This window comes from Sphingomonas phyllosphaerae, from assembly GCA_036946405.1.
Classification (GTDB): Bacteria; Pseudomonadota; Alphaproteobacteria; order Sphingomonadales; family Sphingomonadaceae; genus Sphingomonas; species Sphingomonas phyllosphaerae_D.
Genome location: JAQIJC010000001.1, coordinates 1,872,182 through 1,887,184, shown reverse-complemented (window position 1 = coordinate 1,887,184; position 15,003 = coordinate 1,872,182). Strand labels below are relative to the sequence as shown.

At 67.0% G+C, this 15,003-nt stretch carries 20 protein-coding genes and 2 tRNA genes; 13 read left to right on the top strand and 9 right to left on the bottom strand.

Features of this window, described 5'->3' with window-relative positions:
* The first annotated feature begins 38 nt into the window (after nucleotides 1-38).
* Both PGN12_09170 and PGN12_09165 read left to right on the top strand, forming a co-directional pair.
* Nucleotides 39-467: an OsmC family protein gene (locus PGN12_09170; protein MEH3104060.1), complete on the top strand. Its 429-nt coding sequence runs from the start codon at nucleotides 39-41 to the stop codon at nucleotides 465-467.
* A gap of 97 nt (nucleotides 468-564) precedes the next feature.
* Nucleotides 565-1,134 carry a glycine zipper 2TM domain-containing protein gene (locus PGN12_09165; GenBank protein ID MEH3104059.1) on the top strand — a complete coding sequence of 190 codons (570 nt, stop codon included), beginning with the start codon at nucleotides 565-567 and terminating at the stop codon, nucleotides 1,132-1,134.
* 50 nt (nucleotides 1,135-1,184) lie between these two features.
* Here the strand turns inward: PGN12_09165 and PGN12_09160 are convergent, their stop codons facing one another.
* Nucleotides 1,185-1,406, bottom strand: coding sequence for a hypothetical protein (locus PGN12_09160; GenBank protein ID MEH3104058.1), 222 nt, complete (start codon nucleotides 1,404-1,406; stop codon nucleotides 1,185-1,187).
* A gap of 92 nt (nucleotides 1,407-1,498) precedes the next feature.
* Between PGN12_09160 and PGN12_09155 the strand changes: the two genes are divergently transcribed.
* From PGN12_09155 to PGN12_09145, 3 genes are read left to right on the top strand one after another with little or no spacing between them, the layout of a single operon-like run.
* Entirely contained in the window at nucleotides 1,499-1,828 is a 330-nt protein-coding gene (locus tag PGN12_09155; GenBank protein ID MEH3104057.1) for a multidrug efflux SMR transporter, read from the top strand.
* A gap of 36 nt (nucleotides 1,829-1,864) precedes the next feature.
* Complete coding sequence (gene crcB / locus PGN12_09150) at nucleotides 1,865-2,245, top strand: fluoride efflux transporter CrcB (protein ID MEH3104056.1); 381 nt, start codon at nucleotides 1,865-1,867, stop codon at nucleotides 2,243-2,245.
* A complete protein-coding gene (locus PGN12_09145; protein ID MEH3104055.1) occupies nucleotides 2,242-3,330 on the top strand; it encodes an RluA family pseudouridine synthase in 1,089 nt (362 codons plus the stop codon). The genes crcB and PGN12_09145 overlap by 4 nt, the downstream gene beginning before the upstream one ends.
* 184 nt (nucleotides 3,331-3,514) lie before the next feature.
* Here the strand turns inward: PGN12_09145 and PGN12_09140 are convergent, their stop codons facing one another.
* Nucleotides 3,515-4,237 (bottom strand): NAD-dependent deacylase, encoded by a 723-nt coding sequence (locus PGN12_09140; protein MEH3104054.1) that lies wholly within the window; start codon nucleotides 4,235-4,237, stop codon nucleotides 3,515-3,517.
* Nucleotides 4,238-4,292: 55 nt separating this feature from the next.
* Between PGN12_09140 and PGN12_09135 the strand changes: the two genes are divergently transcribed.
* Entirely contained in the window at nucleotides 4,293-5,072 is a 780-nt protein-coding gene (locus tag PGN12_09135; GenBank protein ID MEH3104053.1) for a TSUP family transporter, read from the top strand.
* A 4-nt stretch (nucleotides 5,073-5,076) separates the two neighbouring features.
* On the opposite strand, the gene PGN12_09130 is transcribed toward PGN12_09135, so the two are convergent.
* Nucleotides 5,077-5,652 carry a L,D-transpeptidase family protein gene (locus PGN12_09130; GenBank protein ID MEH3104052.1) on the bottom strand — a complete coding sequence of 192 codons (576 nt, stop codon included), beginning with the start codon at nucleotides 5,650-5,652 and terminating at the stop codon, nucleotides 5,077-5,079.
* 212 nt (nucleotides 5,653-5,864) lie between these two features.
* Here PGN12_09130 and PGN12_09125 point away from each other — a divergent pair, with 212 nt between their 5' ends.
* Complete coding sequence (locus tag PGN12_09125; GenBank protein ID MEH3104051.1) at nucleotides 5,865-6,605, top strand: murein L,D-transpeptidase catalytic domain family protein; 741 nt, start codon at nucleotides 5,865-5,867, stop codon at nucleotides 6,603-6,605.
* Between the two features lie 29 nt (nucleotides 6,606-6,634).
* Here the strand turns inward: PGN12_09125 and PGN12_09120 are convergent, their stop codons facing one another.
* Nucleotides 6,635-6,937 (bottom strand): chorismate mutase, encoded by a 303-nt coding sequence (locus PGN12_09120; GenBank protein MEH3104050.1) that lies wholly within the window; start codon nucleotides 6,935-6,937, stop codon nucleotides 6,635-6,637.
* 181 nt (nucleotides 6,938-7,118) lie between these two features.
* Here PGN12_09120 and rpsD point away from each other — a divergent pair, with 181 nt between their 5' ends.
* Complete coding sequence (gene rpsD / locus PGN12_09115; GenBank protein MEH3104049.1) at nucleotides 7,119-7,733, top strand: 30S ribosomal protein S4; 615 nt, start codon at nucleotides 7,119-7,121, stop codon at nucleotides 7,731-7,733.
* Nucleotides 7,734-7,843: 110 nt separating this feature from the next.
* Here the strand turns inward: rpsD and PGN12_09110 are convergent, their stop codons facing one another.
* The 3 genes from PGN12_09110 to PGN12_09100 form a co-directional block, all read right to left on the bottom strand.
* Complete coding sequence (locus PGN12_09110) at nucleotides 7,844-9,040, bottom strand: carbohydrate porin (protein MEH3104048.1); 1,197 nt, start codon at nucleotides 9,038-9,040, stop codon at nucleotides 7,844-7,846.
* Nucleotides 9,041-9,298: 258 nt separating this feature from the next.
* Nucleotides 9,299-9,374: transfer RNA gene (locus PGN12_09105), tRNA-Ala, on the bottom strand.
* Between the two features lie 84 nt (nucleotides 9,375-9,458).
* Complete coding sequence (locus tag PGN12_09100) at nucleotides 9,459-9,779, bottom strand: FYDLN acid domain-containing protein (GenBank protein MEH3104047.1); 321 nt, start codon at nucleotides 9,777-9,779, stop codon at nucleotides 9,459-9,461.
* Between the two features lie 99 nt (nucleotides 9,780-9,878).
* Here PGN12_09100 and aroA point away from each other — a divergent pair, with 99 nt between their 5' ends.
* Both aroA and PGN12_09090 read left to right on the top strand, forming a co-directional pair.
* Nucleotides 9,879-11,216, top strand: coding sequence for a 3-phosphoshikimate 1-carboxyvinyltransferase (gene aroA / locus PGN12_09095; GenBank protein MEH3104046.1), 1,338 nt, complete (start codon nucleotides 9,879-9,881; stop codon nucleotides 11,214-11,216).
* Nucleotides 11,213-11,836: a d(CMP) kinase gene (locus tag PGN12_09090; GenBank protein ID MEH3104045.1), complete on the top strand. Its 624-nt coding sequence runs from the start codon at nucleotides 11,213-11,215 to the stop codon at nucleotides 11,834-11,836. The genes aroA and PGN12_09090 overlap by 4 nt, the downstream gene beginning before the upstream one ends.
* A 3-nt stretch (nucleotides 11,837-11,839) precedes the next feature.
* Here PGN12_09090 and PGN12_09085 read toward each other — a convergent pair whose 3' ends face one another.
* Complete coding sequence (locus PGN12_09085; GenBank protein ID MEH3104044.1) at nucleotides 11,840-12,196, bottom strand: type II toxin-antitoxin system RelE/ParE family toxin; 357 nt, start codon at nucleotides 12,194-12,196, stop codon at nucleotides 11,840-11,842.
* Entirely contained in the window at nucleotides 12,102-12,371 is a 270-nt protein-coding gene (locus tag PGN12_09080; protein MEH3104043.1) for a type II toxin-antitoxin system ParD family antitoxin, read from the bottom strand. Before PGN12_09080 ends, PGN12_09085 begins: the two co-directional genes overlap by 95 nt.
* Nucleotides 12,372-12,638: 267 nt before the next feature.
* On the opposite strand from PGN12_09080, the gene rpsA reads away from it, so the two are divergent.
* From rpsA to PGN12_09065, 3 genes are all read left to right on the top strand, one after another.
* The gene (rpsA, locus tag PGN12_09075; GenBank protein ID MEH3104042.1) at nucleotides 12,639-14,345 is read left to right on the top strand and encodes a 30S ribosomal protein S1; all 1,707 of its coding nucleotides are present in this window, start codon (nucleotides 12,639-12,641) and stop codon (nucleotides 14,343-14,345) included.
* 175 nt (nucleotides 14,346-14,520) lie between these two features.
* On the top strand, nucleotides 14,521-14,802 hold the full coding sequence (locus tag PGN12_09070; protein MEH3104041.1) for an integration host factor subunit beta: 282 nt from the start codon (nucleotides 14,521-14,523) through the stop codon (nucleotides 14,800-14,802).
* Nucleotides 14,803-14,861: 59 nt separating this feature from the next.
* Nucleotides 14,862-14,945, top strand: a tRNA-Leu gene (locus PGN12_09065).
* The last annotated feature ends 58 nt before the right edge of the window (nucleotides 14,946-15,003 follow it).

Here is a 15,003-nt window from a genome sequence, read left to right as displayed (position 1 = left end):
GGATCGCGCCCTTTTTCGTGTGACAAGGAGAGCAGGACATGCCCACCCGCAGCGGATCGGCGCGCTACGAAGGTTTCGGCAAGGACGGCAACGGCTGGACATCGACACAGTCGGGCGTGCTCAGCGACGCGCGCTACGGCTTCGGGTCGCGGTTCGAGGACGGTCCGGGAACCAACCCCGAGGAACTGATCGCGGCCGCGCACGCCAGTTGCTTCACGATGGCGCTCAGCTTCGCCCTTGCCGGCGCGGGCTATCATGACGGAACGCTGGAGACCGATGCCCGCGTCACGGTCGACAAGGATGGCGACGGCTTTACGATCACCTCCTCCAAACTCCACCTGAAGGCGAAGGTGCCGGGCATCGACGCCGAAGAATTCACGCGCATCGCCCAGGATGCCAAGGCGAACTGCCCGGTGTCGAAGTTGTTGAAGGCCGAGATCAGTCTGACGCACGAACTCGTGCAATAATGTCCCGCAAATGAACGCAAAGTAGTATTGTGTTCACGCAACCTGCGTCCGCCGCCGTCGTTCTCCCCTAACTCTGATTAGCAGAAGGGAGCAAGTGATGCGTATCATCATGGCGGCGGTGCTTGGCGCAACCGCATTGACCGCGATGTCGGCCGCGCCGGCGCAGGCCCAGCGTCCGCGCGAGGCGAACCGCGAGTATCGGGAGGACGTGCGCGACGCGCGCAAGGAATATCGCGAGGACCTGCGCGATGCCGATTCTCGCCGCGACGTTCGCAACGCGCGGCGCGAATATCGCGACAACGTGCGCGACGCGCGGCGCGACCGCAACGATCGCCTGCGCGACTGGCGCCAGTCGGGACGTTACGACTACAACCGACTCGAGCCGGGCCAACGCCGCTATTACGCCGACCGTTATTACCGTGACGGACGCTATTATCGGCAGCGCGCGCTGACCCGCAACGATCGCATCTATCGCGGCAATGACGGTCGCTATTACTGCCGCCGCAACGACGGCACGACCGGTCTAATCGTCGGCGGCCTGGCGGGCGGCGCACTCGGCAACATCATCGCCGGCGGCGGGTCGCGCCTGCTGGGCACGCTGATCGGTGCGGGCGGCGGTGCGCTGCTCGGCCAGCAGGTCGATCGCGGTCAGGTGGTCTGCCGCTGATCCACGGGCGCCCGGCTTCGATAGCCGGGCGCCTCATCCTCTTGCGTCGGTCAGATCAATCCGCCGCCCAGCATCAGGCGCAGGCCGAAGATCAGGATCAGCACGAGATTGAGGTTGCGCCCGCCGTTGCGTGAGGACAGCGCGCCAATGGCGGCGCCGACCACCGCGATCGGGATCACGAACCAATAGCCCCAGGCGAAGAACGGCAGGAACGGCACGATCCCGAGCAGGAGCGCGACCAGGCCGATGACGATCGAGAACAGGTTGAGCATGAGCCGAACATGGCCCCTCGCCCGGTGTCTTGCAAGACCAAGACACACGTGACCGCTCGTCAGGCGTGTACGAACGCGCGACAAGGCATGATATGGCCTATCTGTTCCTGCTGATCGCGATCGTCGCCGAGGTCACCGCTACCTCCGCCCTGAAACAGTCGGACGGATTCACGCGACCGTGGCCGACGCTGGTGACGGTGGCAGGCTATGCGATCGCCTTCTATTGCCTGTCGCTGACGCTGCGGACGATGCCAACCGGAGTCACTTATGCGATCTGGTCCGGAGTCGGAATCGTGCTGGTCACGACGGTGGCGTGGCTGTGGCACGGGCAGCGGCTCGACGCGGCGGCGATCGCCGGGATGGCGCTGATCGTCGCGGGCGTGCTGGTGATGAACCTGTTCTCGAACAGCGCGCACGGCTGATTTCCCTTGCGCGTCGAAACGCGATAGGGCGCGGCGATGAACTCCCTCTTTCTTGTCATGGCGGGTGGCGCGGTCGGCGCCGGCGCACGCCATTTGACCGGGCGCGCGATGGCGCAGGCGCTCGGGACCGGCTGGCCGTGGGGCACGCTCACCGTCAATCTCGTCGGTGGCCTGTTAATGGGGCTGCTGGTCGGCGTGCTGGCGCGCTCGGCGAGCGCGAGCGGCGAGACGTGGCGGCTGCTGCTCGGCGTCGGCGTGCTTGGCGGCTACACCACCTTCTCGTCGTTCGCGCTCGACGTCGTCGGCATGATCGAGCGCGGCGCGCTGGTCGCGGCGCTCGGCTACGTGCTATTGTCGGTGACCGGCGCGATCGTCGCGCTGTTCGCGGGGCTCGCGCTCGCCCGGGTGCCGGCATGAGCGATGCGGTCCGCCAGTTCACCGTCGGCTATGACGACGACGGGATCCGTGTCGATCGCTGGTTCAAACGGCATCTGCCCGACACCAGCTTTACCACCGTCGCGAAATGGGCGCGCACCGGGCAGCTGCGCGTCGACGGTGCCCGCGTCGGCCCCGGCGACCGTATTCAGGCCGGGCAGGTGTTGCGCGTGCCCCCAGCCGAACCCGAGCGCGCCGAAGACCGGCCGAAGCGCGAGCGTCCACCGCTGAGCGACGACGAGGCCGCGTTCGCACGCGAGCTGGTGATCCACAAGGACCCCGCCGCGCTGGTGCTCAACAAACCGCCGGGCCTCGCAACGCAGGGCGGCACCAAGACCGTCCAGCATGTCGACGGACTGCTCGACGCGTTGCAATATGAGGCGGAGGGGCGGCCGAAGCTGGTCCACCGGCTCGACAAGGACACGTCGGGCGCGCTGCTGGTGGCGCGCAGCGCGCGCGCGGCGGCGGCGTTCGCCAAGAGCTTCTCCAGCCGCACCGCCAAGAAGGTCTATTGGGCGCTGGTGGTCGACGTGCCGTCGATCGACGACGGGATGATCGAGCTGCCGATCGCCAAGCAACCCGGCACCGGCGGCGAGAAGATGCACGTCGACGAGGAGAACGGCCAGCCGGCGCGCACCCGCTATCGCGTCATCGAACGCGCCGGCAACCGCGCCTGCTGGGTGGAGCTGCAACCGTTCACCGGGCGCACGCACCAGTTGCGCGTCCACATGGCAGCGATCGGGCACCCGATCGTCGGCGACGGCAAATATGGTGGTCCCGCCGCGTTTCTGACCGGCAATATTAGCCGCAAGATGCATCTCCACGCGCGCCGCATCCGCGTCGACCATCCCGATGGCGGCGAGATCGACGTCACCGCGGAGTTGCCCACGCACTTCAGCGAAAGCCTCGCCAGCCTCGGGTTCGAGGTCATGGCCGGCGACATGATGCCGCTGGACGTGAAGCTGCCCCCGACGCGCGAGGAAAAGAAGGCGCGCGCGCGGGCCCATGCCAAGACGGTGCGCAAGGAACGCCGTGGCGAGCGGCGCGGGCGCGGTTCGGCGAAGTAACGGGCCGGAGGCGGTCTCCCGTTGCTCCGGCGGGCGGTAGGGACGTTAGAGTTGCCCCCCTGAACCGTTTCCCATCGTCACCCCGGCGAAGGCCGGAGCCCAGTCGGGAAGGCCGACGAAATATGGCGCGACCTACACCATGAGCGTCCCCCAACTGGGCCCCGGCCTTCGCCGGGGTGACGCTTCAGCTTGAAGGGATTGCACTCTGGGGCGAGGGACTTCCAAGAACTTCGTCCACCCACGCCGGCACCAGCGTGCCGGCCGGGCCGAGCCGCGTTTCGTCGAACCACGCGCTGCCCTCCGACGGATCGAGGTTCAGCTCCAGCGTCGCCGCGCCATGGTGTCGCGCCAGCTGCACGAAGCCGGCGGCCGGATAGACCGCCCCCGAGGTGCCGATCGAGACGAACAGATCGGCGCGCGACAATGCGTCGTCGATCCGTTCCATCTGGTACGGCATTTCGCCGAAGAAGACGATGTCGGGTCGTAGCGCCGGTGCATGACAAGCGGGGCAGACGCTTCCCGGCGGCAGTACCTCGCTCCACGGCCGCCGTGCGCCGCACGAAGCGCATAACGCCGAGCGCAACTCGCCATGCATGTGCAGCAACCGCCGCGCCCCTGCCCGTTCGTGCAGGTCATCGACGTTCTGCGTGACGATCAACAGCTCCCCGCCCCATTCGCGATCGAGCCGCGCCAGCGCATGATGCGCTGGGTTGGGCGAAACTGACGCAAGCGCGGCGCGGCGCAGGTCGTAAAATCGGTGCACCAGCGCCGGATCGTGCGCCAGCGCCTCGGGCGTGCACACATCCTCGACGCGGTGGCCCTCCCACAGCCCGCCGGGACCGCGAAAGGTGGCGATGCCGCTCTCCGCGGAAACGCCCGCGCCGGTAAGGATGACGATGTTGCGCATCCTGCCAACCTAGCCGGCTGGCGGTCCGCCGCAAAGCCGCATAGGTCGCGACGTCATGCCTCTCGCCCCTGACATCTTCGCCTTCCTTGTCCTCGTCGCGTTCGTCGCCGGGGCGATCGATGCGCTGGCGGGCGGTGGCGGGTTGCTGACGATCCCGGCGCTGCTCGCGGCCGGCGTGCCGCCGGTCGCGGCGCTGGCGACCAACAAGTTGCAGAGCGCGGTCGGCACCGGATCGGCGTTCCTCACGTTCTGGCGCGCCGGCCATGTCGACCTGCGCCGCTTCGCCTTACCCGCGGCGGGCGCCTTTGCCGGGTCGGTTGCGGGCGCAATAGCGGTGCAGCATGTCGATCCGCGTTTCCTCGCCGCTCTCGTGCCGGTGCTGCTCATCGCGATGGCGCTCTATTTCCTGCTGGCCCCGCCGATGAGCGAGGCCGACCGCCACGCGCGGCTCGGGCAGGCCGGGCTGACCGGCGTGACGACGCTGCTCGGCTTCTACGACGGCTTCTTCGGGCCGGGGACCGGATCGTTCCTCACCACCGCGCTGGTCGCGCTCGGCGGGCTCGGCTTGGTGCGCGCGATCGCCAATACCAAGTTTCTCAATCTGGCGACGAACCTCGCCGCGCTTACCGCGATGATCGCGGGCGGAAAGGTGCTGTGGCTGCTCGGCGGCGCGATGGCGGCGGCGAACGTCGCGGGCAATCAATGTGGTGCGTGGGCGGCATTGCGCTTCGGCGGCAAGGGCGTGCGGCTGCTGCTGGTCGCGATGTCGATCGCACTAACCATCAAGCTTCTGTCCGACCCGGCCAATCCACTATGGATGTGGCTGGGTCGGTGACACGTCATCGGCTCGCGTAATCGTTGGCGCGGGCGGTATCCTCCGCATCGCCGCTGGGAAGGAACGCGCCAGCGACATAGGCCTCGTCGGTGACCTCGACGGTCGCGCCGAGCTGCGTCGCGCCGAACAGCTTCCTGGCGAAGGCGGTCGGCAGCCGGATGCAGCCGTGCGAGGCCGGGAAGCCGGGGTTGCGCCCGGCATGGAGCGCGACGCCATCCCATGTCAGCCGCTGCATGAACGGCATCGGCGCGTCATCGTAGAGGTTCGAGCGGTGCTGCGCCTTCTTCTGAAGGATCGTGAAGGTGCCTGTCGGGGTCGGGCGATCGTCCGAGCCGGTCGACACCGATGACGCGGCGACCAGTTGCTGTCCGCGGAACACATAGGCGCGCTGATCGGGGATCGAGATCAACACGCTGACGCGTCCCGCACCGTCCGCCGCCGGGGTCCAGACGAAGCGATTTGGGGGCAGCGTCGCCGCGGCCTCGGTGATCGCCAGCGCCTCCGATCCGTTGGCCGCGACCGGGGAAGCGACGCCGCTCATCAGCACGGCCGCGAACAGGAAAGGAGCGATTCGACGCATGACGATGGCCTTCTGACGTTCCTTGCGATGGCCGGCCCGTCCGGCGCACATCGATCAGTCAACGCGCCGCGACCGTTTCGGTGCCGGGCGACGAAGCGTTCATCATCTGCGGCAAATGCGCCCGGATCAGGCGCAAACAGCAGTTAACGTTGACGATAATTAAGCTGTTCCATGCTACATCACGGGCATTGGAGCGGGGATTTACGTTACTCATGATGCAGTCGCAGGATACGGTGTCGTCACGCCGTGCTTTGCTGAAGACCGGCGGATTGTTCGTCGGCGCCTTGATGATCCCGGGTGCGGTGTCGGCCGGAATGCGCGACCGCGCGCGCCGTGGTACGCCGGAGTCGCTGATCCCGGACGACTTCTTCCATCCGTCGGCCACGCCGGTGTCGCAACCTGCGGTCGCCAGCGCATCGGTGCCGCCGGCGATCGAGGCGCCGGGCGTCAACCCGCAGCTGCTCAAGCGCGCGCTCGCCGCGCTCGAGCGGCACGGCAGCCGAATCGCCAAGCGCGACCGGATCGCGGTGGCGGACTTCTCGGCAGGATCGAGCGCACCGCGCTTCCACCTCATCAATCTCGAGGATGGGCACACCGTTTCGAAGCTGGTCGCGCACGGCAGTGGATCGGACCCGGCGCACACGGGCTATCTGCAGCGCTTCTCGAACCAGAACGGGTCGAACGCGTCGTGCGAGGGCGCGTTCGCGACCGCCGATTATTACGTCGGCAAGCACGGAAGGTCGCAGCGGCTGCTCGGGCTGGATGCGACCAACAACAATGCGCTGGACCGCGCGATCGTCGTTCACGCCGCCTGGTATGCCAACCCCGACATGATCCGCGAGCGCGGGATGCTGGGACGCAGTCAGGGCTGCTTCGCGGTCGGCGAGAATGAGCTGACCGAAGTGTTCGAGCGGCTGGGGCCGGGGCGGATGATCTACGCCGCCAAGGTGTAAGGCGACGGCTCGCGGTCTATGCCGGATCGCTACCGCGCGTCGAACGCCGCCAGTTCATAGGCGATCGACGCCTCGACCAGCGTCTCCCACATCGCCGCGACCGCATCGGCGGGCAAGCCGCGCCGCTCCGCCTCGTCGCGCGCCTGCGCGATCACCTGTGCCTTGCGCGCTTCGTCCCGCACCGCACTCCGCGTCGGCTTGATCCGCGCGGCGGCATCCATATAGTCGAAGCGGCGCCGCAGCAGCGCGACCAGTTCGCGGTCGAGCGCGTCGACGCCGGCGCGGACCTCGCTCATGGTGGTGCAATGCTGGCCGGGCAGGATCTCGCTCATGCCGCGCTGCTTGGCGACCGGCGAAGCGTCTGTCCAGCTTGACTTGCGCGCCCTGCCCGGCTAGGCGCGCCGCTTCGCAATCGCCCCCGCATCCCGGTGAAGCGGCGGGCCTGCATCTCGTTCACGGGATGCGGCGCGAGACCGGGACCTACGTTGTTCGCTTATTGCAAAAGGTTATTTCATGTCGAAGCGCCATAGCGCCAAGTACAAGCTCGACCGTCGTCTCGGCGAGAACATCTGGGGCCGTCCGAAGAGCCCGGTCAACAAGCGCGAATACGGCCCCGGCCAGCATGGTCAGCGCCGCAAGGGCAAGGTGTCGGACTTCGGCATCCAGCTGCGCGCCAAGCAGAAGCTGAAGGGCTATTACGGCGACGTGACCGAGAAGCAGTTCCGTCACGCCTATGACGAAGCGTCGCGCATGAAGGGCGACACCTCGCAGAACCTGATCGGTCTGCTCGAGCGTCGCCTCGACGCCATCGTCTATCGCGCCAAGTTCGCGCCGACGATCTGGGCCGCGCGCCAGCTGGTCAGCCACGGCCACATCCGCGTCAACGGCGTGAAGTGCAACGTCGCGTCGCGCCGCTGCTCGGTCAACGACGAGATTTCGCTGGGCAGCAAGGCGCAGGAAATGGCGCTGGTCATGGAAGCGCAGAACCTCGCCGAGCGCGAAGTGCCCGATTATGTCGCGCAGGACGGCAACACCAAGGTGACGCTGGTCCGCGTGCCGACGCTCGACGAAGTGCCCTATCCGGTGAAGATGGAGCCGAACCTGGTCGTCGAGTTCTACTCGCGCTGATCGGTTTGGTCGGCTGGCCACCGCCAGCCGACAGGTTCAGAAGGAAAGGCGGTCCCGCTGGGGCCGCCTTTTTTTCGTGTTCGATCGATCGACCTGTCCGCCGTCGTCGGTCACCGACCGTTCGAAGCGCGGATGGTCAGTCGCACGCCCAGAATGAGGGCGCTGCGGATCAGCGGATTGGCGGCCGGATGGATGACGTACTGGATGTCGGGCTGGATCGCGACGTTGGCGGTAATGTCGTCGCGATAGGTCGCTTCCACGATCGTCTCGGCGGGACCGGCGCGCGGCAGATCGACCGGCGTGCTGCGACGATAATTGCCCGACAACAAGCCGCTGCCGATCCCCAGCGACAAAACGCCGTTCGGACGGGCAGCGAACGGCCGCTTCAGCATCATACCGCTTTGCCACCCGCCACCGAACGGCGTCGTGACTCCGTCCGAGCCGCCGATCCGGAGGAAGGCGGCCAGGTAACGGCCCCTCCCCCCGTCGTCGACGCCGATCAGCCCTCGCTCCGCAAGCAGGTAGACTCCCTCCGAATAGCGCCGCCGGTCTGCAAGGGTCACGCCGGGCGGGATGATCCGCGGCTGCTCGCGCGTGTAATGCCATGCGCCGATCGCCAGCTTGCCGCGCCCGGTCCAGCCCACTTCACCGATCAGAAGCGCTCCGTCACGCCCGGATACGTCGATGCCGTGTTCGTCGCCGATCGTGCCCGCGCGCGCGTTGACGATCGCGACCGCCGCATAGACGCTCGGCGTCGCCGCCCTGAACCGCATCGCCAGCGCGGTCGACGGAAAGATCGCCGGGCCGTTGACGCCGGTGGACGCAAGCTCCGAACCGACGCCGAACATCGGCGAGATCAGCAGCCCGGCCGCATCGTTCTGGTAGAATTCGCTGTTGACGTCATAGAGCCCGGTGCGGAGCGTGACATACGCACCCACACCCTTCTCCACCCATGCCTCGTACAGCTTCAGGCGGGTCTTCGCGACCTCGACGTTGTCGATCCCCTGGATCGAGCCGGCGAGATCGTTGGGCCGACCGCCGAAATTGTTGAGCAACGATACATGCGCCGCGCTCCGCCTCCAGCCTGTCATGCGCTCGAGATCGGCGTCGGCCACCACGTCGAGGTTGTCGAGATAACGCGCACCGCGCGCCACGCCGCCCGCAGCGACGCCGGTGACGTCGGCGGTCAGCTTGGCAGCGACGACAATCGTGGGGGGTTCCTTATCGGCCTGCTGCGCGTCCACCGGCAGGCCGGTCATCGCAGCCGCCAGCGCCAGCGCCCTGCCGATCAGGGTCGTGGTTCCCAATGCCCGGTCCATGAAGTCGCCCATGACGCGACCGGTACCGGGGAACGATGCAGCTACCGTTCAACGGCGTGGTGAACGATAGACCAAGGATCGTTGCGCAGAGGTAAAAGGGCAGCCCCAATCGCAAAGCCCGCCCCGTCCTCCGACTCCGATGCGACGGACGCGCCGAACGGGCAGCCGGCGATCGATCGCCCTGCTTCGCCCTGGGGATAAGATGAGATGCGCCTGGACGGGCGCGCGTGCCTGTCAGGACGGAAATGGTGGAGCCGAGGGGGATCGAACCCCTGACCTTCGCAATGCCATTGCGACGCTCTCCCAGCTGAGCTACGGCCCCATTCCGTCCGGGAGGCAGCCCACTAACCGGGGGATGCCGGCTTGGCAAGCGGCAATTTCACCGCTCGCCAAGCTTTTTGGAAGGTCAGTTGTTGTCGTCGTCTTCGTTGCTGGTTTCGACGCCCAGATCATCGTCGCCGCCGAGATCGACCTCGTCGTCGGGCGAGGGCTCCTCGTCTTCACCGGTGTCCAGATCCTCGTCGTCACCGGCCAGATCGGAGTCGACCTTCTCCTTGTCGGGCTTGGCGGCCTCGAACGGCAGCGGCTGCTTGGACTTCAGGATCGGCTCCGGCTGCCATGCATAACCGCAGTTGATGCAGGTGACGGGCTCGTCCTTCTGGAGGTCGTAGAAACGCGTCGCGCATTTCGGGCACGTACGCTTCGTGCCCCATTCCGGCTGGATCATGCCGTGAAAAGCCTTTCGGATGGGTGGATCAAACAGGTCGCCCTGTGAAGTGGCGCGTGCCTTGCCATAGCGCAAGGCGGCTGGCAAGGCGCGGCGCGCATGGCGCATTCCTCCTCCCCCGCTCCGTTCACCGTCCCCTCGCCCGCGCGGCTGGCAGGACGGATCCGCGTTCCCGGCGACAAGTCGATCAGCCACCGCTCGCTGATGCTGTCTGCGCTGGCGGTCGGCGAAAGCCGCGTCGAAGGCTTGCTGGAGGGCGAAGACGTGCTCGCCACCGCCGCGGCGATGCGCGCGATGGGCGCGACGATCGAGCGCGGTGACGACGGCATCTGGCGCATTCACGGGGTCGGGGTCGGCGGCCTGCTCCAGCCGACGCAGGCGCTGGAGATGGGCAATTCGGGCACCTCGACGCGGCTGCTGATGGGGCTGGTCGCCAGCCATCCGATTACCGCGACCTTCACGGGCGATGCCTCGCTATCCGCGCGCCCGATGGCGCGCGTCACGGTGCCGCTGGCGCAGATGGGCGCGTCGTTCGAGGCGTCGCCGGGGACGCGGCTGCCGCTGATGGTGCGCGGCGCCTGCCCGGCGGTGCCGATCGAATACGAGCTGCCGGTCGCCTCCGCGCAGGTGAAATCGGCGGTGCTGCTCGCCGCGCTCAACACGCCGGGCATCACGCGCGTGATCGAGCCGGTGCCGACACGCGACCATAGCGAGCGGATGCTGGCCGGCTTCGGTGCGCAGCTGACCGTCGAACAGGGGCCGCGCGGGCGCGTGATCTCGCTGACCGGCGAGGCGGAGCTGAAGCCGCAATCGATCGTCGTGCCGGGCGATCCGTCCTCGGCGGCGTTCTGGATGGTCGCGGCGTCGATCGTGCCGGGCAGCGACGTGGTGATCGAGAATGTCGGGCTCAATCCGACGCGCGCCGGGCTGCTGACTGCGCTGCGGATGATGGGCGCGGACATCACCGAGCTCGATGCGCGTGTCGTCGGCGGAGAGCCGGTCGCCGATCTGCGCGTCCGGCATGCGACGCTGGCCGGGATCGTGGTGCCGCACGATCTCGCGCCGTCGATGATCGACGAATATCCGGCGCTGTTCGTCGCCGCCGCTTTTGCCGAGGGCGCGACGGTGGCGCGCGGGGCCGAGGAATTGCGCGTCAAGGAAAGCGACCGGATCGCCGCGATGCGCGCCGCACTGTCGGTGAACGGCGTCGCGACCGACGAGCATGAGGATGGGCTGACCGTCCATGGATCGGGCGGCGAGAAGATCGCGGGCGGCGGATCGGTGGAGACGAAGCTCGATCATCGTATCGCGATGAGCATGACCGTCGCCGGGCTGCACGCGCGCCAGCCGGTGACGATCGACGACGTCGCGCCGGTCGCGACCAGCTACCCGGCCTTCTATGAGCAACTCGCACACTTGTCGGGAGCCGGCGCATGATCGTCGCGGTCGACGGGCCCGCCGCATCGGGCAAGGGTACGATCGCCCGCGCGCTGGCGAGTCATTATGGCATCCCGCATCTCGATACCGGGCTGCTGTACCGCGCGGTCGCGGCCCAGGTGACACGGCTCGATCTCGATCCGGCGGTCGAGGCCGATGCCATCGCGGCATGCGACTTCGACGATCATCTGCTCGGCGATCCGGTCCTGCGCGACGATGCCACCGGGCAGATCGCCTCGATCGTGTCGGCGCATCCGCTGGTGCGGGCGGCCCTGCTCCAGCGGCAGCGGCGCTTCGCGCACCAGCCCGGCGGCGCGGTGCTCGACGGACGCGATATCGGCACGGTGATCGCCCCCGACGCCGACGCCAAATTGTTCGTGCGCGCCACGCCGACGATCCGCGCGCGCCGCCGCCACGACGAGCTACACAAGCGCGGCAGCGCGATCAGCTACGATCAGGTGCTGTCCGACATTCGCACGCGCGACGATCGCGACAGCTCGCGTTCGACTGCACCGCTGGTCGCGGCAGCGGATGCGATGGAACTGGATACGAGCTTTCTGTCGATCGAGGCCGCCGTATCGCGCGCGATCGCGCTGGTGGATGCGCGGACGCAGCGTTAGAGCCTATGTGTCCCGCCAATCTTCACGAGCGTGACGAATGCGCAAGATGACGATCCCATCTTCGTCGACGTCATAAACGATCAGGTGCGCGCGGTAGGGATAGGCACGAACCGGCGGATCCACCTCCTCCCGGAGCCGCGCGGCGCGCGGAAAACGACTGAGGAAATCGATGGTCTGCCAGAACCCCGCTGCATAGCGTTCCGCCTGTTCGTTGCCGAATTGCTCGACGCCGCGGAGGTAGATCGCTTCCAGATCAAGCGTTGCTCTACGCCTTAGCGTGAACCGAGCCAGCGACCGCCTCCAATGCCTTGGCGCGTATGTCCGCCATAATCTCGTCGACCGACCGCGGATCGACCCCACTCGCCCGCGCCTCGTCCACTAGTCGCTGCATGTTCGCGATCTTCTCCGCGCGGACCTGTTCGCGCCGGATCAGGTCGCGCACGACGTCGCTGGAATTGCTGTAGCGGCCGGTCGCCGCCTGCTGCTCGACCCAGTCCTTCATGGCATCGGGGAGCGAAATGTTCATCGTAGCCATGCTCGTCATCATCGTTCATTGGCAAGGTTTGTCAACCTTGCTTGCCAAGGACTTTTCGGCTAGGGCGCGGCGGTCCGGCGGGCTGTGGCTCGCGGAGGCGCGGCGCGATGGCTTGCCCCTCGCGCCTTTTCGCACATCCGCGAATAGCCCCCGCCGCGCCCCAGATCGTTCGGATGTCGTACACGGCACGGGGCCGGTGCGACGGTGATGGCCAAGACCGGCGGACCCAACCGCCTGGCCGGAAAACGACATAGGACAGTTTCTTTTATGGCCTCTGTGGCAACTCCCTCGCGTGATGAATTCGCGGCGATGCTCGATGACATGTTCGGCGGCGCCGACAGCTTCGAGGGCCGCGTGGTGCTGGGCACCGTTACCGCCATCGAGAACGACCTGGTCGTCATCGACGTCGGCCTGAAGAGCGAAGGCCGCGTGCCGCTGCGCGAATTCGCGCCCGCGCCGGGCCAAAAGGCCGACCTGAAGGTCGGTGACGAAGTCGAAGTGTACGTCGACCGCGTCGAGAACATGCACGGCGAAGCGATGCTGTCGCGCGACCGCGCGCGCCGCGAAGCCGCCTGGGACAAGCTGGAGCTGGAATTCGCCAAGACCGCGCGCGTCGAGGGCGTGATCTTCGGCCGCGTGAAGGGTGGCTTCACCGTCGACCTGAACGGCGCCGTGGCATTCCTGCCGGGTTCGCAGGTCGACATCCGCCCGGTGCGCGACGTCACCCCGCTGATGGACATTCCGCAGCCGTTCCAGATCCTGAAGATGGACCGCAAGCGCGGCAACATCGTCGTCAGCCGCCGCGCGGTGCTGGAAGAGACCCGCGCCGAGCAGCGTTCGGGCCTGATCCAGTCGCTGCATGAAGGCCAGATCATCGACGGCGTCGTCAAGAACATCACCGATTACGGTGCGTTCGTCGACCTGGGCGGCATCGACGGCCTGCTGCACGTCACCGACCTCAGCTACAAGCGCGTCGGCCACCCGAGCGAGATGATCAACATCGGCGACACCGTGAAGGTGCAGATCATCCGCATCAACAAGGACACGCAGCGCATCTCGCTGGGCATGAAGCAGCTCGAGAGCGATCCGTGGGATGGTGCCGCCGCCAAGTATCCGGTCGGCGCGAAGCTGTCGGGCCGCGTCACGAACATCACGGAATATGGTGCGTTCGTCGAACTGGAAGCCGGCATCGAGGGCCTGGTTCACGTCAGCGAAATGTCCTGGACCAAGAAGAATGTCCACCCGGGCAAGATCGTCTCGACCTCGCAGGAAGTCGAAGTGGTGGTGCTCGAGGTCGACGAGGACAAGCGTCGCATCTCGCTGGGCCTGAAGCAGGCGCAGAGCAACCCGTGGGAGGCGTTCGCCGCCGCGCACCCGATCGGCTCGACCGTCGAGGGCGAAGTCAAGAACGCCACCGAGTTCGGCCTGTTCATCGGTCTGGACAACGACGTCGACGGCATGGTCCACATGTCCGACATCGCGTGGGGCGTGTCGGGCGAGGACGCGCTGAACCTGCACCGCAAGGGTGAGATGGTTCAGGCCGTGGTGCTCGATATCGACTCCGAGAAGGAGCGCATCTCGCTCGGCATGAAGCAGCTGGAGCGCGGCGGTCCGGTCGCGGCGGGCGCGGGCGATCGCCTGGGCAAGAACCAGATCACCACCGTCACCGTGCTCGAAGTCCGCGACGCGGGCCTCGAAGTGCAGGCGGGCGACGATGGCGCGACCGGCTTCATCAAGCGCACCGACCTCGGCCGCGATCGCGACGAGCAGCGTCCGGAGCGGTTCCAGGTCGGGCAGAAGTTCGACGCGATGGTGACCGGTTTCGACCGCTCGAAGAAGCCGACCTTCTCGGTCAAGGCGATGCAGATCGCCGAAGAGAAGCAGGCCGTGGCGCAATATGGTTCGTCGGACTCGGGTGCGTCGCTGGGCGACATCCTGGGCGAGGCGCTCAAGGCGCGCGACACCAAGAAGTAAGTGCATCTGCCTTGCGGCAACCGGGGGGATCGGCCATTGGCCGGTCCCCTTTTTCTTAACATAAGTTGGGTGACCCACTTTGCATAATCGCTGCCAGATCGGAGGTACCGAGGGTTCAAACTTACATGTATCAGGTCAGGGTGATGTTAATCCTGGTCAAAAGGAACCTCGGACGATGATACGATCGGAGTTGGTGCAGGCATTGTTGAAGGACAATCCCGGCCTGTCCCAGCGCGACGTTGAGGCCATTGTCTCGACCTTCTTCGATGAGATTACTGGTCGGCTTGCCGCCAACGGCCGCGTGGAATTGCGCGGTTTTGGAGCTTTCTCCACCCGTGCGCGCGATGCGCGTGTCGGACGCAACCCGCGCACCGGCGAAACCGTCGACGTCGATGCCAAGCGCGTGCCGTTCTTCAAGCCCGGCAAGGAAATGCGTCACCGCCTCAACGTCGCGTGACGCAACGACCCGCGACGGGTTGACGCGGCGCGTCGCAACGGCTTCGTGGCCGGTGATGCGCGGGCGTGGCGGAATCGGTAGACGCTGGGGACTTAAAATCCTCTGCCATTGGCGTGCGGGTTCGAGTCCCGCCGCCCGCACCAACATCACCCGCCTGACCGCGGCGACCTTTCTCGCACTGACCACCGTTTCGTGCGGGCG

Coding starts and splice junctions, on each gene's coding strand:
- PGN12_09090 (MEH3104045.1), top strand. CDS start 11,213: ATGATCGTCGCGGTCGACGGGCCCGCCGCATCGGGCAAGGGTACGATC.
- PGN12_09165 (MEH3104059.1), top strand. CDS start 565: ATGCGTATCATCATGGCGGCGGTGCTTGGCGCAACCGCATTGACCGCG.
- PGN12_09130 (MEH3104052.1), bottom strand. CDS start 5,652: ATGCGTCGAATCGCTCCTTTCCTGTTCGCGGCCGTGCTGATGAGCGGC.
- rpsD (MEH3104049.1), top strand. CDS start 7,119: ATGTCGAAGCGCCATAGCGCCAAGTACAAGCTCGACCGTCGTCTCGGC.
- crcB (MEH3104056.1), top strand. CDS start 1,865: ATGAACTCCCTCTTTCTTGTCATGGCGGGTGGCGCGGTCGGCGCCGGC.
- PGN12_09155 (MEH3104057.1), top strand. CDS start 1,499: ATGGCCTATCTGTTCCTGCTGATCGCGATCGTCGCCGAGGTCACCGCT.
- PGN12_09070 (MEH3104041.1), top strand. CDS start 14,521: ATGATACGATCGGAGTTGGTGCAGGCATTGTTGAAGGACAATCCCGGC.
- PGN12_09080 (MEH3104043.1), bottom strand. CDS start 12,371: ATGGCTACGATGAACATTTCGCTCCCCGATGCCATGAAGGACTGGGTC.
- PGN12_09120 (MEH3104050.1), bottom strand. CDS start 6,937: ATGAGCGAGATCCTGCCCGGCCAGCATTGCACCACCATGAGCGAGGTC.
- PGN12_09145 (MEH3104055.1), top strand. CDS start 2,242: ATGAGCGATGCGGTCCGCCAGTTCACCGTCGGCTATGACGACGACGGG.
- PGN12_09125 (MEH3104051.1), top strand. CDS start 5,865: ATGATGCAGTCGCAGGATACGGTGTCGTCACGCCGTGCTTTGCTGAAG.
- PGN12_09170 (MEH3104060.1), top strand. CDS start 39: ATGCCCACCCGCAGCGGATCGGCGCGCTACGAAGGTTTCGGCAAGGAC.
- PGN12_09160 (MEH3104058.1), bottom strand. CDS start 1,406: ATGCTCAACCTGTTCTCGATCGTCATCGGCCTGGTCGCGCTCCTGCTC.
- PGN12_09135 (MEH3104053.1), top strand. CDS start 4,293: ATGCCTCTCGCCCCTGACATCTTCGCCTTCCTTGTCCTCGTCGCGTTC.
- PGN12_09140 (MEH3104054.1), bottom strand. CDS start 4,237: ATGCGCAACATCGTCATCCTTACCGGCGCGGGCGTTTCCGCGGAGAGC.
- rpsA (MEH3104042.1), top strand. CDS start 12,639: ATGGCCTCTGTGGCAACTCCCTCGCGTGATGAATTCGCGGCGATGCTC.
- PGN12_09100 (MEH3104047.1), bottom strand. CDS start 9,779: ATGATCCAGCCGGAATGGGGCACGAAGCGTACGTGCCCGAAATGCGCG.
- aroA (MEH3104046.1), top strand. CDS start 9,879: ATGGCGCATTCCTCCTCCCCCGCTCCGTTCACCGTCCCCTCGCCCGCG.